Source organism: Aeromonas sp. FDAARGOS 1407 (assembly GCF_019048725.1).
Taxonomy (GTDB): Bacteria; Pseudomonadota; Gammaproteobacteria; order Enterobacterales; family Aeromonadaceae; genus Aeromonas; species Aeromonas enteropelogenes.
In genome coordinates, this window is the sequence record NZ_CP077399.1 from 3,403,185 (window position 1) to 3,417,918 (window position 14,734).

At 60.8% G+C, this 14,734-nt stretch carries 11 protein-coding genes; 6 read left to right on the forward strand and 5 right to left on the reverse strand.

Features of this window, described 5'->3' with window-relative positions; genetic code table 11:
* Positions 1–154 precede the first annotated feature (154 nt).
* Positions 155–2,902, reverse strand: a complete 2,748-nt coding sequence (gyrA, locus tag I6L37_RS16105) for a DNA topoisomerase (ATP-hydrolyzing) subunit A (protein WP_216992371.1) — start codon at positions 2,900–2,902, stop codon at positions 155–157.
* A gap of 199 nt (positions 2,903–3,101) precedes the next feature.
* On the opposite strand from gyrA, the gene ubiG reads away from it, so the two are divergent.
* The 5 genes from ubiG to yfaE all read left to right on the forward strand — a co-directional run bounded on the left by ubiG (position 3,102) and on the right by yfaE (position 8,913).
* Positions 3,102–3,818, forward strand: coding sequence for a bifunctional 2-polyprenyl-6-hydroxyphenol methylase/3-demethylubiquinol 3-O-methyltransferase UbiG (gene ubiG, locus I6L37_RS16110; protein ID WP_216992372.1), 717 nt, complete (start codon positions 3,102–3,104; stop codon positions 3,816–3,818).
* Positions 3,818–4,504 (forward strand): HAD family hydrolase, encoded by a 687-nt coding sequence (locus I6L37_RS16115; protein WP_216992373.1) that lies wholly within the window; start codon positions 3,818–3,820, stop codon positions 4,502–4,504. The genes ubiG and I6L37_RS16115 overlap by 1 nt, the downstream gene beginning before the upstream one ends.
* 615 nt (positions 4,505–5,119) lie before the next feature.
* On the forward strand, positions 5,120–7,387 hold the full coding sequence (gene nrdA / locus I6L37_RS16120; protein ID WP_216992374.1) for a class 1a ribonucleoside-diphosphate reductase subunit alpha: 2,268 nt from the start codon (positions 5,120–5,122) through the stop codon (positions 7,385–7,387).
* A 63-nt stretch (positions 7,388–7,450) separates the two neighbouring features.
* Entirely contained in the window at positions 7,451–8,584 is a 1,134-nt protein-coding gene (nrdB, locus tag I6L37_RS16125) for a class Ia ribonucleoside-diphosphate reductase subunit beta (protein WP_124240112.1), read from the forward strand.
* Positions 8,581–8,913, forward strand: a complete 333-nt coding sequence (yfaE, locus tag I6L37_RS16130; protein ID WP_042069306.1) for a class I ribonucleotide reductase maintenance protein YfaE — start codon at positions 8,581–8,583, stop codon at positions 8,911–8,913. Before nrdB ends, yfaE begins: the two co-directional genes overlap by 4 nt.
* A 163-nt stretch (positions 8,914–9,076) precedes the next feature.
* On the opposite strand, the gene mltA is transcribed toward yfaE, so the two are convergent.
* Complete coding sequence (gene mltA, locus I6L37_RS16135) at positions 9,077–10,228, reverse strand: murein transglycosylase A (RefSeq protein ID WP_216992375.1); 1,152 nt, start codon at positions 10,226–10,228, stop codon at positions 9,077–9,079.
* Positions 10,229–10,377: 149 nt separating this feature from the next.
* Between mltA and I6L37_RS16140 the strand changes: the two genes are divergently transcribed.
* Complete coding sequence (locus tag I6L37_RS16140) at positions 10,378–10,629, forward strand: DUF1289 domain-containing protein (RefSeq protein ID WP_216992376.1); 252 nt, start codon at positions 10,378–10,380, stop codon at positions 10,627–10,629.
* A 90-nt stretch (positions 10,630–10,719) separates the two neighbouring features.
* Here I6L37_RS16140 and fruA read toward each other — a convergent pair whose 3' ends face one another.
* From fruA to fruB, 3 genes are read right to left on the reverse strand one after another with little or no spacing between them, the layout of a single operon-like run.
* Positions 10,720–12,450 carry a PTS fructose transporter subunit IIBC gene (fruA, locus tag I6L37_RS16145; protein WP_216992377.1) on the reverse strand — a complete coding sequence of 577 codons (1,731 nt, stop codon included), beginning with the start codon at positions 12,448–12,450 and terminating at the stop codon, positions 10,720–10,722.
* Positions 12,447–13,436, reverse strand: a complete 990-nt coding sequence (gene pfkB, locus I6L37_RS16150) for a 1-phosphofructokinase (protein ID WP_216992378.1) — start codon at positions 13,434–13,436, stop codon at positions 12,447–12,449. Before pfkB ends, fruA begins: the two co-directional genes overlap by 4 nt.
* The gene (fruB, locus tag I6L37_RS16155; RefSeq protein WP_216992379.1) at positions 13,436–14,536 is read right to left on the reverse strand and encodes a fused PTS fructose transporter subunit IIA/HPr protein; all 1,101 of its coding nucleotides are present in this window, start codon (positions 14,534–14,536) and stop codon (positions 13,436–13,438) included. Before fruB ends, pfkB begins: the two co-directional genes overlap by 1 nt.
* Between the last annotated feature and the right edge of the window lie 198 nt (positions 14,537–14,734).

The following is a 14,734-nucleotide window of genomic DNA, read 5'->3' on the forward strand; positions in this document are numbered from 1 at the left end:
TAACTCGCTGGTTGCCGCATCAGGATGACTCTCCCCGATGACAAGGGCATGACAGCCACTCGCTTCGGTTTCACGCCTGGTTGACACCAATCACGCACAAATAAAAAGAGCGACCATGAGGTCGCTCTTTCTTCATCAGGCAAACAGGGAACGATTACTCGTCGCCCGCCTCCCCGGTATCTACAGCACCGGTGTCTGCGGCGGTATCAGTGCCTTCGGACACCTCACCTTCCACGGCCACTGCGTCGTTCTCGTCCTCGTCGCTCTCGGCGATACGCTGCAGACCGACCACGGTTTCGTCCTCACCGGTACGGATCAGACGCACACCGCCTGTGTTGCGACCGATGACGCTCACCTCGGCAACGCGGGTGCGTACCAGGGTGCCGCCATTGGTGATCAGCATGATCTGGTCGGTATCTTCGACCTGGATCGCATCGATCACCTTGCCGTTGCGCTCGTCCACCTTGATGGAGATAACGCCCTGGGTACCGCGGCTCTTGGTCGGGTATTCATCCAGCGCGGTACGCTTGCCGTAGCCGTTCTCGGTGGCGGTGAGGATGGCACCTTCGCCACGGGGCACGATAAGGGAGACCACACGGTCACCGGCGCCCAGCTTGATGCCACGCACACCGGCGGCGGTACGACCCATGGGACGCACGCCCTTGAAGGTGCCCTTGCTCTCGGTGCCTTCGCCGTTGTCGCTGCCGTCATCGTCGTTGCCAGCATCGTCGTCGTTTTCGACGTCATCGCTGGCATCCACATCGGCGCGACCGCTGCCTTCCGCGAAGCGAACGACCTTGCCCGCGTCGGAGAAGAGCATGATCTCGTTGCTACCGTCAGTAATGTCCACCCCGATCAGCTCATCGCCTTCTTTGAGGTTAATGGCGCGAATACCGGAGGAGAGCGGACGGCTGAAATCTGACAGGCTGGTCTTCTTCACGGTGCCGTTGGCTGTGGCAAAGAACACATACTTGTCGGCGTCATATTCCTTGACCGGCAGGATGGCGGTGATGCGCTCACCCTCATCAAGCGGCAGCAGGTTGATGATCGGACGACCGCGGGCGCCACGGGACGCCTCCGGCAGCTGATACACCTTGAGCCAGTAGACCTTGCCACGGGTGGAGAAGCACAGAATGGTGTCGTGGGTGTTGGCCACCAGCAGACGCTCCACAAAGTCCTCTTCCTTGATCCGGGTGGCCGACTTGCCACGACCACCGCGGCGCTGAGCCTCGTAGTCGGAGAGCGGCTGATACTTCACATAACCTTGGTGAGACAGGGTAACGACCACGTCTTCCGGGGTGATCAGATCTTCGATGTTGATCTCGGCACTGGACATGCTGATCTCGGTGCGACGCTCGTCGCCATACTGCTCGCGCACGGCCAGCAGTTCGTCGCGGATCACTTCCATCAGGCGAACCGGGCTCGCCAGGATGTGCAGCAACTCGGCGATGAGATCCAGCAAAGATTGGTACTCTTCCAGGATCTTCTCGTGCTCGAGGCCAGTCAGCTTGTGCAGACGCAGGTCAAGGATGGCCTGGGCCTGCTGCTCGGTCAGGTAGTAGTGACCGTCACGAATACCGAACTCGGGCTCCAGCCACTCGGGGCGGGCCGCGTCGTCGCCGGCTTTCTCCAGCATGGCAGCCACGTTGCCGAGCTCCCAGCCCTTGGCAACCAGGCCCGCTTTCGCATCGGCCGGGGTCGCGCTGTGGCGGATAAGCTCGATAACCGGATCGATGTTGGCCAGCGCGACCGCCAGACCTTCCAGGATGTGGGCCCGATCCCGCGCCTTGCGCAGTTCGAACACGGTCCGGCGGGTCACCACTTCACGGCGGTGCAGCAGGAACGCATCCAGGATCTCTTTGAGGTTCATCACCTTGGGCTGGTTGTTATCGAGCGCCACCATGTTGATGCCGAACGTGGTCTGCATCTGGGTGTGCTTGTAGAGATTGTTCAGCACAATCTCGCCGGACTCGCCGCGCTTGATCTCGATAACGATGCGCATGCCGTCCTTGTCGGACTCATCGCGCAGGGCGCTGATGCCCTCGATCTTCTTCTCTTTGACCAGCTCGGCGATCTTCTCGATCAGACGAGCCTTGTTCACCTGATAGGGGATCTCGTGGACGATGATGGTCTCGCGACCACTCTTATCGTCCACTTCCACCTCGGCCTTGGCCCGCACATAGACGGAGCCGCGACCGGTACGGTAAGCCTGCACGATGCCGGAACGGCCGTTGATGATGCCGCCGGTGGGGAAATCCGGGCCGGTGACATGGATCATCAGCTCGTCAATGGTGAGGTCGCCGTTTTCGATCAGCGCCAGGCAACCGTTGACAATCTCAGTGAGGTTGTGAGGCGGGATGTTGGTCGCCATGCCCACCGCGATACCGGAGGAGCCGTTGACCAGCAAGGTGGGGACCTTGGTGGGCATGACAGCCGGGATCATCTCGGTACCGTCGTAGTTCGGCACCCAGTCCACGGTCTCTTTGTCCAGATCGGCCAGCAGCTCGTGGGAGATGCGCGCCATCCGCACTTCGGTGTAACGCATGGCCGCGGCGTTGTCGCCGTCCACCGAACCGAAGTTGCCCTGACCGTCGACCAGCATGTAGCGCATGGAGAAATCCTGCGCCATCCGGACGATGGTGTCATACACGGCGATGTCGCCATGCGGGTGATATTTACCGATTACGTCACCGACCACACGGGCCGATTTCTTGTAGGGCTTGTTCCAGTCGTTCCCCAGCTCGTTCATTGCATACAGAACGCGGCGGTGAACCGGTTTCAAGCCATCACGCACATCCGGCAGAGCTCGTCCTACGATCACGCTCATGGCGTAATCCAGATAGGAACTCTTGAGCTCTTCTTCGATGTTGACCGGCGTGATCTCTCTGGCCAGATCGCTCATAGAAAGCCTTAATCCCTAATTAGTTGTTCTTTGGCTTAAACAGCGCGACATGGTAACACACTGAGCCAAATACATTAAGCCACAAATCCGATGAGCACATCGGGCTGGTGCGACGAGGTCGGTCCGTTATAATGCGCGCCAGGACAATAGATTGCGCGCGCCCAGCCCGCTGCGTGCCTTGCCACAGGATCATCAAAACATGAATAGTGATGCCAATGTCGATCTGACAGAAATCGCCAAATTTGAAGCCATCGCCTCCCGCTGGTGGGACATGGAGGGCGAATTCAAGCCGCTGCATCAAATCAACCCGGTGCGCCTTGACTGGATCACCGACAAGAGCGGCGGCCTGTTTGGCAAGCGCGTGCTCGACATCGGCTGCGGTGGCGGCATCCTCTCCGAGAGCATGGCCCGCCGCGGCGCCAAGGTAACCGGCATCGACATGGGCAAGGAGCCCCTCGGTGTGGCCCGCCTGCACGCCCTGGAGCAGGGAGTGGAGCTTGAATACCGCCAGATCACCGCCGAGGCCCACGCAGCCGAAGCCGCCGGCCAGTACGACGTGGTCACCTGCATGGAGATGCTGGAGCACGTGCCGGATCCGGCTTCCGTGCTACGCGCCATCGCCACCCTGGTGCGCCCGGGTGGCAAGGTGTTCGTCTCCACCATCAACCGCAACCCCAAGTCTTACCTGATGATGATCGTCGGGGCCGAATACCTGATGAAGATGGTGCCCAAGGGGACCCACGACCACAAAAAGTTCATCACCCCGGCCGAACTGTGCCGTATGGGTGAAGCGGCAGGCCTCCTGGTGCGCGACATGAGCGGCGTTCACTACTCTCCGCTCACCAACCACTTCAAGCTCGGCCGCAACGTCGACGTCAACTACATGGTGGAGTTCGTCCGCCCGGAGCAGAGCTGATGGCAGATACCCCTCAGGCCCCCCTTCGCTGCGTGCTGTTTGATCTGGACGGCACCCTGCTCGACACGGCGCCGGATCTCGGCGCCGCCGTGAACCATGTGCTGGTAAGTGAGGGCTTTGCTCCCCTCTCTGACGACATCATCCGCCAGACCACCTCCCATGGGGCGCTCGGCCTGCTCAAGGCAGGCCTTGGCGACGAGCTGCTTGAGGAGCTGGGAGCGACGCGCCTGCGCGCAGCCCTGCTGGACTACTATGCGGCCAATCTCTGCGTCGGTACCCGCCCCTATGAGGGCATGGTGGAGCTCATCGAGTGGTTCGACGAGCGGCAACTTCCCTGGGGCATAGTCACCAACAAGCCAGGTTTTCTCACAGAACCCCTTTTGGCCGCCCTGCCGGCACTGGCCAGCTGTGGCGTCACCGTGAGCGCTGATACCCTGCCGGTGCGCAAACCCGACCCCGCCCCCATGTACTTTGCCTGCGAACAGCTGGGGGTCGATGCCGCCCACTGCCTCTATGTGGGAGATCATGTGCGAGATATAGAAGCGGGTCGCAATGCAGGAATGCGCACTGCCGTTGCCGGCTGGGGTTACCTCAATGACGACGAGGATCCCGCCGACTGGGGGGCGGATCTGCAGTTCGATACCGTGCAGGCGCTGCACCACTGGTTACGCTACGAGCTGGGCTGATCCTGCGTCACTCAAAGGCGGGCACCATGTTGCCCGCCTTTTTTATGCCCGGACAGTCCCTCTACCCTGCCGCGCCGCCATTCCTTATTGATGGATAAAATAGACACCTTACCCCTACCACCATACTCATATGAAAAACCAAGGCGCCTCGCAGTTCCCGGGTCCACCATACCTGCATCAGCGCCGCGAAGAAGCGCGACCGCAACAACTGGACAGCTTTTGTCCCCTGTTGCATAAGGGATAATCAGTGTTCTGGCGCTAGTAAAATCCCCCCTCTTTCGCAAGCAAAAAAAGTTATTTAAATTTTCCATCTTCGATCTGGATACTTGCATTTGACGAAGCGGACGAATGAAAACCCGCTCACTGTGAGCGATCACTAACAGCGGTCGCAACACTCACAATTTATCCACAGCAAGCCAGTTATCCACACATTGCATTGAGGGACTGACCTCACTATCTTGTAGCTCGAAATCAAAATAACACTATATCTTGTGATTCATCGCACAATCTCTGCCCAATTCCGCCTCAGGTCGGTGTCAGCACGGCAGCATTGTGCGATGGTTTTTCGGGAATCAACCGATGCCGGCAGGTATCAATGAAAGGGGTCATCAGCCAATGAACTTGTTTGTGACGAAGCGTAACGGACACAAAGAACCCATCGATCTGGATAAAATTCACCGCGTGCTGGACTGGGCCGCCGAGGGTCTCGACAACGTGTCGGTCTCCCAGGTGGAGCTCAAGTCCCATATCCAGTTCTATGACGGCATCCGTACCGCCGACATCCACGAGACCATCATCAAGGCGACCGCTGACCTTATCTCCGAGCAGACCCCTGACTATCAGTACATGGCTGCCCGTCTGGCCATCTTCCACCTGCGCAAGAAGGCCTACGGCCAGTTCGAACCGCCCCACCTCTATCTGCACGTCGCCAAGCTGGTGGACATGGGCAAGTACGACAAGCACCTGCTGGAAGACTACACCCAGGCCGAATACGAGGAGCTCAACGCCCACCTCGATCACTGGCGCGACATGAATTTCTCCTACGCCGCGGTCAAGCAGCTGGAAGGCAAGTACCTGGTCCAGAACCGCGTCACCGGCGAAATTTACGAGAGCCCGCAGTTCCTCTACATGCTGGTGGCGGCCTGCCTCTTCTCCAAGTACCCGAAAGATACCCGTCTGGACTACATCAAGCGCTTCTATGATGCGGTCTCGACCTTCAAGATCTCCCTGCCGACCCCGATCATGAGCGGCGTGCGCACCCCGACTCGCCAGTTCAGCTCCTGCGTGCTGATCGAGTGCGACGACAGCCTGGACTCCATCAACGCTACCGCCAGCTCCATCGTGCGTTACGTTTCACAGCGCGCCGGTATCGGCATCAACGCCGGCCGTATTCGCGGCCTGGGCAGCCCCATCCGTGGTGGCGAAGCCTTCCACACCGGCTGCATCCCCTTCTACAAATACTTCCAGACTGCGGTCAAATGCTGCTCCCAGGGCGGCGTGCGCGGCGGTGCGGCCACCCTCTTCTACCCGCTGTGGCACACCGAGGTGGAGAGCCTGCTGGTACTGAAAAACAACCGCGGCGTGGAAGAGAACCGGGTCCGTCACATGGACTACGGTGTGCAAATCAACAAGCTGATGTATCAGCGCCTCATCAAGGGCGGCGACATCACCCTGTTCTCCCCGTCCGATGCCCCGGGTCTGTATGACGCCTTCTTTGCGGATCAGGACAAATTTGAAGCGCTCTACGTCAAGTACGAGCAGGATCCGAGCATTCGCAAGAAGACCCTCAAGGCGGTCGATCTCTTCTCCCTGATGATGCAGGAGCGCGCCGGCACCGGTCGCATCTACATCCAGAACGTGGATCACTGCAACACCCACAGCCCGTTCGATCCGAGCGTGGCGCCGGTGCGCCAGTCCAATCTCTGTCTGGAAATCGCGCTGCCCACCAAGCCGCTCAACAACATTGATGACGACAACGGCGAGATCGCCCTGTGCACCCTCTCCGCCTTCAACCTGGGCGCCATCGACAAGCTGGAAGATCTTGAAGAGATGGCCGATCTGGCTGTGCGCGCCCTGGACGCCCTGCTCGACTATCAGGACTACCCGATTGCCGCCGCGAAGAAAGGCAGCATGGGTCGCCGCACCCTGGGTATCGGCGTCATCAACTACGCCTACTACCTGGCGAAAAACGGTGCCCGCTACTCTGACGGCTCCGGTCTGGCCCTGACTCACCGCACCTTTGAGGCGATCCAGTACTATCTGTTGAAAGCCTCGGTGCAGCTGGCCCGCGAGTTCGGTCCCTGCCCGCTGTTTGGCGAGACCACCTATGCCCAGGGGATCCTGCCCATCGATACCTACAAGCGGGATCTGGACACCATCTGCAACGAGCCGCTGCACCTGGATTGGGAAGCCCTGCGCGAAGAGATCAAAACCGTGGGTCTGCGCAACTCCACCCTGACCGCCCTGATGCCGAGCGAGACCTCCAGCCAGATCTCCAACGCCACCAACGGCATCGAGCCGCCGCGCGGCCTGGTCTCCGTCAAGGCGTCCAAAGACGGCATTCTCAAACAGGTGGTGCCCGAGTATGATCGCCTGAAAGATCAGTACGAGCTGCTGTGGAAGCAGCCGAGCGTGGATGGCTACCTGCAGCTGGTCGGTATCATGCAAAAGTTCGTGGATCAGGCCATCTCGGCCAACACCAACTACGATCCGGCCCGTTTCGAAGGCAACAAGGTGCCGATGAAGCAGCTGCTCAAGGATCTGCTGACCGCCTACAAATACGGCCTCAAGACCCTCTACTATCACAACACCCGTGATGGTGCGGACGACACCCAGACCGATCTGCAAGATGACGGTTGCGCGGGTGGGGCCTGCAAGATCTGATAAACCGGGCGGGAGCATTGGCTCCCGCTCTCCCGTTTTCTCTATTCACGTATTCTGGTAACCATGGCCTACTCAACTTTCTGCCAAACCCAAAACGACCAGCTCAAAGAGCCGATGTTTTTTGGCCAATCGGTCAACGTAGCCCGTTATGATCAACAAAAGCACGAGGTGTTCGAGCGCCTGATCGAGAAGCAGCTCTCCTTCTTCTGGCGCCCGGAAGAGGTGGACGTCTCGCGGGATCGCATCGACTACCAGGCCCTGCCTCCCCACGAGCAGCACATCTTCATCTCCAACCTGAAGTACCAGACCCTGCTGGACTCCATCCAAGGCCGCAGCCCCAACGTGGCGCTGCTGCCGCTGGTCTCCATCCCGGAGCTGGAAACCTGGATTGAAACCTGGGCCTTCTCGGAGACCATTCACTCACGCTCCTACACCCATATCATCCGCAACATCGTCAACACCCCTGCTCAGGTATTTGACGACATCGTGACCAACGAGCAGATCCTGAAGCGCGCCGGCTCCATCAGCCACTTCTACGACGATCTCATTGAGGCGACCGCCCTCTACAACCTGCATGGTGAAGGCACCCATCAGGTAGCTGGCCGCGAGGTGACCATCACCCTGCGCGAGCTCAAGAAGAAGCTCTATCTGTGCCTGATGAGCGTCAACGCCCTGGAGGCGATCCGCTTCTACGTGAGCTTTGCCTGCTCCTTCGCCTTCGCCGAGCGCGAGCTGATGGAGGGCAACGCCAAGATCATCAAGATGATCGCCCGCGACGAAGCGCTGCACCTGACCGGCACCCAACACATGCTGAATCTGATGCGCAGCGGCCAGGACGATCCCGAGATGGCAGAGATCGCCATCGAGTGCGAGCAGGCCTGCTTCGATCTGTTCAAGGAAGCCGCCATTCAGGAAAAAGAGTGGGCGGAGTACCTGTTCCAGGACGGCTCCATGATCGGCCTGAACAAGGACATCCTCTGCCAGTACGTGGAGTACATCACCAACCTGCGGATGGCCGCAGTGGGCCTGCAGCCGGCCTTCTCCGGCACCAAGCAGAACCCCATCCCCTGGATCAACACCTGGCTCTCCTCCGACAACGTGCAGGTCGCCCCCCAGGAAGTCGAGGTGAGCTCCTACCTGGTGGGCCAGATCGACAGCGAAGTGAATGCCGACGATCTGGGTGACTTCGAGCTGTGAGTGACGCCGTCGGCACTCTGGACACGTCACCGGCTCCGACTCAGGCCGAAGCATCCTCCCCCCGGGTTCATACCCGGGATGGGGCTGTGCTGCACGCCCATCCGGGCGAGAGCGTACTGGAGACCCTGGAGCGCCACGGCCACAGTGTCGAGTTCCAGTGTCGCAGCGGCTATTGCGGCGCCTGCCGCACACCGCTGTTGGCCGGCAAGGTGCACTACCCCAGCGTGCCGCTGGCCTTTGTCTCCCAGGGCGAGTGCCTGCCCTGCTGCTGCAAGCCGGTGGGTGCCATCCGTCTCGATATCCAGACCCTCGATAGCCAAAAAGAGTGACCTCTATCTGCATTCGTGAAGTGCTCGACACATAACCCAAACAAAAAACCGCCGGATTGCTCCGGCGGTTTTTTTATGGCGTTTTCTGCCCGGTTCGAGCAATGGCAAGAGGAAACCACAGGCCTGTATCAGACGGTCCTCTTATCCGCTCTAAAGCAGTAATTTACAACCAGGGGGCGGCGGTCGGCCCGTGGTGCAGGCCCAGCTTCCAGACCCGGCCAAAGTGCTTGTAGTGACCGGCCGCAACCCCGGCCTTCTCGCCCATGCCGTGGTAGAGATCGAGGTGACCCTTCTTCACCGCCCCACCCACATCGAGCGCAATCAACAGCCGCAGCTGGTGCTTGCCGGTCCAGTTGCCCGCCTTGTCGAGCAGCGGTACCTCGGCCAGGATCGGCGTGCCCATCGGCAGCAAAGTCTTGTCGGCGGCCACTGCCGCCATGGGCAAGAGCGGAATGCCGGCTGCGCCGACCACGTCATTGGTGGGACGGCGTTCGAAGAAGACATAGGAGGGGTTCTGCTCCACCAGCTCCTTCACGCTCTCCTCCGGCTGGCGGCTGGCCCACTCCTTGATGGCCTTCATGGACATCTGCTCCTTGGGCACCTCGCCCCGGTCGATCAGCACCCGGCCGATGCTCACATAGCCGTGACCGTTCTTGCCGCTGTAGCCCAGATATTGCAGTTGATCGTTGTCCCCGTAGTGGACAAAGCCCGAGCCCTGCACGTCCATCAGGAAGTTGTCGATGAGGGATTTACTGTACCCCAGCTCCAGCCCCCGGTTGGCCAGCGCCCCACGATGGATCTGGGCCCGGCTCGGACAACGGCTGCCGCAGTTGGGCATGGCGTAGATGGGATACTTGTAGTTGGCATCCGGACGGTGGCGCACCTCCAGCACCGGCGAGTAGTAACCGGTGAAGAGCACGTTGCCCATGCGATCGGCACCGCCCAGCTGGGCCAGGCTGATGCCGTAATGGGTGATGTCGGCGGGATGGCCGCCATTGGCGACCCAGCGGGAGAGCTGGTGATAAAGCTCGCCATAGCGGCTCGCCATGCGGCCGGAGCGATCCAGCACCAGCCTGCTTTGCTGAGCGAACCTGCTGTAATCGGCGGGAGCCTGGCTGTTGACCCGCTCCACCCGCACCAGATCATCCGGCAGGAAGCCGTCCAGATACTGCTTGCCCAGATTCTCCGGCACCTCGCAGTTGAGAAAACATCTGTTGTCGGCCTGTTTTTTGGGCGCCTCCGCTTGCTCGGAGTTGCCTGCACAACCGGCCAACCCCAGCACAGCGGCGGTCAGCCAGTACGCGTGTTTGTTCATATGTCCTCATATAACACCAAGAGCCATGCTCGGCGGGGAAGATGCCAAATTTGCAGGGGGAAAGCAAACGACTTCCCCACCACGACGCAGGATTTCTCCAAAGGGGAGCTTCTGGGTTATAACAAGGTAACAGGTGTGAGAGGCCATGGATGGAACAGCTCGAGATCTTCCCGCTGCAAAGCCCCTGTATCGGGGTCTGCGAAGTGAACAACAAGGGCTACTGCAAGGGATGCCTGCGCAGCCGCGAGGAGCGTTTCAACTGGCAAAAGATGACCCAGGCCCAGCAGCAGGAGGTGATGCGCCTGTGCCGGGATCGCAAACGCCGGGTCGAGGCGGCGCGGCGCAAGGCCAGAGAAGGGGCGCCCCCCGAACAGATGCCACAACCCGGCTGGGATTTCTAACCTCCCCCTTCCCTTCTTTATCAATCATTCCACTCTATCAAGCATAAAAAAGGCGGCCCGCAGGCCGCCTGGTGAATGTCATTGCTGTTGTCAGGCCGCCGCCAGCTTGGCTGCCGGTTGCTCGGTGCGCTTGAGCATGGCGTATGTGACGCCGGTCACCAGCGACCCCGCCGCAATCGCCACGATATACATCATGACGTGGCTGATGGCGTTTGGAATAAAGAGCACGAACAGGCCACCGTGGGGCGCCACCAGCTCACAGCCAAACAACATGGAGAGCGCACCGGTCAGGGCGCCGCCCACCATGCAGGCCGGGATGACGCGCATCGGATCCTTGGCAGCAAACGGAATGGCCCCCTCGGAGATGAAGCACAGACCCAGCACGAAAGAGGCCTTGCCCGCTTCCTGCTCCGCCTTGATGAACTTCTTGCTGGCGAGGAAGGTGGCGATACCCATCCCCAGTGCCGGCACCATGCCGGCAGCCATCACAGCCGCCATGGGTGCATAGGTCTTGGAGGCAAGCAGGCCGACCCCGAAGGCATAAGCCGCCTTGTTGACCGGCCCCCCCATGTCAAAGCACATCATGGCGCCGATGATGATCCCGAGCAGCACGGCGTTGGCAGAGCCCATGTTGTTGAGGAACTCGGTCATGGCACTCATGATGCCAGCGACCGGCCCGCCCACCACGTAGATCATCACCAGGCCGGTAAACAGGCTGGCAAAGAGCGGAATGATGAGGATGGGTTTCAGTGCTTCCAGGGTCACCGGCAGGCGCACCTTGTCGCTCAAGAACTTGGCGCTGTAACCGGCAAGGAAACCGCCAACGATGCCACCGAGGAAGCCGGCGCCCAGGGAGCTTGCCAGCATGCCGCCGATCATACCCGGAGCAAGACCCGGGCGATCAGCTATCGAATAGGCGATGTAGCCTGCCAGCACAGGGATCATCAGGGCAAAGGCCGAACCGCCACCGATCTGCATCAGGGCCGCGGCCAGGGTACCTTCCTGCTTGAATGCTTCGATGCCGAAGATGAAGGAGATGGCGATGATGAGGCCACCCGCCACCACCATGGGCAGCATAAAAGAGACGCCGGTCAGCAAGTGCTTGTAAGGACCTGCCTTTTCCTCTTTCTTCGGCGAAGCGGCGCCGCTGTGACGATACACCTTGGCCTCGATCCATGCTTTATCCAGCTCGGCACGGGTCTTCTTGAGGGCCGCCCCGGTGCTGGTGCGATAGACAGGCTTGCCGTCAAAGCGTGCCATGTCCACCTCGATGTCGGTGGCGAGGAACACCAGATCGGCAGCTGCAATCTCGTCCGCGGTCAGGGCGTTCTGGGCACCGACCGAGCCCTGGGTCTCGACGCGGATCTGATGACCCAGCTGTTTGGCCATGGTCTCCAGCGCTTCTGCCGACATAAAGGTGTGGGCCACGCCGGTAGGACAAGCCGTCACCGCCACGATGCGCTTGGCACCAGTGGTTGCCGGTTTGGCTGTGACCGGGGCAGCCTGATGGCGATAGACACTGGCGCCACTGGCGGCGGCTTCCAGAAGCGCAGCCGGATCCTGAAGAGCAAGATCCATGCTCCCCTGATAGACCCGCTTGCCGTCATAGGCAGCGAGATCCACCTGAGTGCTGGCAACAACAAGCACCAGGTCGGCTGCGGCAATCTGCTCCTTGCCCGGTACCTGACGGGGCTGCACGCTGGAGCCGACATCGAGGGTGAGCTCCCAGCCTGCCAGTTTGGCCTGCTGTTCTATCCGTTTTGCAGCGAGAAAGCTGGTGGCAATGCCCGCCGGGCAAGCCGTAACCAAGATTGCTTTCATTGGGCATCTCCTGAGTTTTCCATTGAGGGAGTATTGCAATGAGCCTGTGCCTGTTCATCCAGACGGGTGAGACGCACCTGCTCGAGTAAGGGGTTCAATACCTTGATATCGCTAAAGCCGACCGCTACCTGGCTGACCGCCAGCGCAGAGACGGCGGTGGCCATACGCAGGGTCTGCTCCGGCGCCCAGCCAAGGCTCAGACCATGAGCCAGCCCGGCCACCAGGGAATCGCCGGCACCCACCGTGCTGACCACCTGCATGCGCGGCGGAGTGGCCTGCCAAGTGGCATCCGGACCAAACCAGATGAGACCATCGGCGCCGTTGGAAATCACCACGTGGGGGATCCCGCTTGCCTGCAGCGCACGGGCACACTCGGCCTGCTCTGCGAGGGTCTTGATGGGACGCTCCGCCCACTGGCCGAGCTCCTCCAGATTGGGTTTGACCAGAGTCGGCGCCGCCTTGATCCCTTCGCTTAAGGCAGCGCCGCTGCAATCGAAGATCACCTGCTTGCCCTTGGCCTTGAGCAGGCTGATCAGGCGCGCGCAGTAGTCAGGTGCCACCCCTTTGGGCAGGCTGCCCGCCAGCACGAACCAGTCAGTGTGCGGGGCCAGCTCGTCGATGACAGCCTCCAGCGCCTGTACCTCTTCTTCGTGAATGGTAAGCCCCGGCAGGTTGAGATCGGTGATCCGACCGGATTGCTCAGAAATCTTGACGTTGATGCGGGTACTGCCCGCCACACGCACGAAGCGGTCGGTCAGGCCCCGCTCGGCAAACAGGGAGACGAAGCTCTGCTGGTTGCCTTCACCAAGCCAGCCGGTCAGCCCCACGTCACGGCCCAGATCTTTCAACACCATGGCGACGTTGATCCCCTTGCCGGCGGCGCGCAAGGAGGCCTCGCTTACCAGATTGACCTCGCCAAGCTGCATGGCGTCGAGGCGGGTGGTGAGATCGAGCGCCGGATTGAGGGTAATGGTGACGATCTCCATCAGTGCGCACCCTCGCCCAGACCCGCGGCGATGGCCGCGCCGATCCCCTTGAGGGCTGCTTCGGCATCCGGCCCTTCGGCGCGAAACGCCAGACGGTGGCCGCACTTGACACCAAGGCCGATCACCTTCATCAGGCTCTTGGCGGAGACCGCCTCGCCGCTGCCATCCAGATTCGCCACCCGAATATCCGATTCATACTCCTTCGCCACCTTGACCAACATGGCGCCCGGACGGGCATGCAAACCGTGGGGGTTGATGATGGTGAAAGTATCTGAGAGACCACTCGCCGGCCCCGCCTGCAGCATGGCAAGCCCCTCGCTGCCCGCAAGCGTCCCGAGCTGACCTGCTGCTGCCAGTTTGGCCAGGTTATCCAGTTGTGGCAGGTGGCCCGCATCGGCCGCGCACAGCAGCAACATGGCATTTACCGGCAGATCGCCCGCCGTCAATACACTGCTTGGGGTCGCCAGCAACCAGCCGGTCTGGGCGGCTTGCGCGCGGGCCAACCAGATCCCCTCACCAAGATAAGCAGGTTCGCTTGCCAGCAGCGCGCTCACCATGGCGGCGTCCCCCCAGCCGGCGGATTTGGCGCGGGCGGCGGCGCCCAGCAGCAGCTGGTCGCGATCATCGGCCGGGAAGTCAGCCAGGGTCAGAAACTGCACCTCTTTTGCTGCCGTCGCGCCGGTCAGGATATTGATGATGGTGTCGGCATCGGTAGCCTCTTTCAATTGAGCGGCAACCTGCTCGTCACCCAGCACGTGGGTGAGCTGGCGCAGGATGCCCAGGTGCTCGTCAGACTTGGCGGCGATGCCGATGGCGACATAGGCGATCTGCCCCTCGTCCCACTCAATCCCCTGCGGGAATTGGGCCACCATGACGCCTGTACTCTTCACCAGATGGCGGGTGTCCGTGGTGCCGTGGGGAATGGCGATGCCGCTGCCAAGATAGGTGGCGTGCTGCGCCTCGCGGGCCAGCATCCCTTCCACGTAGCCCGCCTCCACCAGACCGGCTTCGGTCAGCTTATCTGCCAGCAATGCGATGGCGTCAGCCTTGGTCGCTACCGACTGCCCCAGCAAAATCTGCCGTTGCTCCAACTTCAACATAGGGATCCTCCATCCGATCCTGGCGCCCGAGGGACGCCGGCTCATCACAATTGACAATGCGGGTCATTTATCAGCTGACAATAGACCGGATTGCATCCCTTCGCGGGCCTATCGGGTTTTCATCCCCGTCCATCGATTGTCTGCTGACAAGCTGAATCGTTTCACTTACACTCAGACTGAATCGTTTCAGCGAATTGA

Excerpts from the sequence above, each read along its gene's own strand:
- nrdA (WP_216992374.1), top strand. The coding sequence starts at position 5,120 with ATGAACTTGTTTGTGACGAAGCGTAACGGACACAAAGAACCCATCGAT.
- I6L37_RS16115 (WP_216992373.1), top strand. The coding sequence starts at position 3,818 with ATGGCAGATACCCCTCAGGCCCCCCTTCGCTGCGTGCTGTTTGATCTG.
- gyrA (WP_216992371.1), bottom strand. The coding sequence starts at position 2,902 with ATGAGCGATCTGGCCAGAGAGATCACGCCGGTCAACATCGAAGAAGAG.
- nrdB (WP_124240112.1), top strand. The coding sequence starts at position 7,451 with ATGGCCTACTCAACTTTCTGCCAAACCCAAAACGACCAGCTCAAAGAG.
- fruB (WP_216992379.1), bottom strand. The coding sequence starts at position 14,536 with ATGTTGAAGTTGGAGCAACGGCAGATTTTGCTGGGGCAGTCGGTAGCG.
- fruA (WP_216992377.1), bottom strand. The coding sequence starts at position 12,450 with ATGAAAGCAATCTTGGTTACGGCTTGCCCGGCGGGCATTGCCACCAGC.
- I6L37_RS16140 (WP_216992376.1), top strand. The coding sequence starts at position 10,378 with ATGGAACAGCTCGAGATCTTCCCGCTGCAAAGCCCCTGTATCGGGGTC.
- pfkB (WP_216992378.1), bottom strand. The coding sequence starts at position 13,436 with ATGGAGATCGTCACCATTACCCTCAATCCGGCGCTCGATCTCACCACC.
- mltA (WP_216992375.1), bottom strand. The coding sequence starts at position 10,228 with ATGAACAAACACGCGTACTGGCTGACCGCCGCTGTGCTGGGGTTGGCC.
- ubiG (WP_216992372.1), top strand. The coding sequence starts at position 3,102 with ATGAATAGTGATGCCAATGTCGATCTGACAGAAATCGCCAAATTTGAA.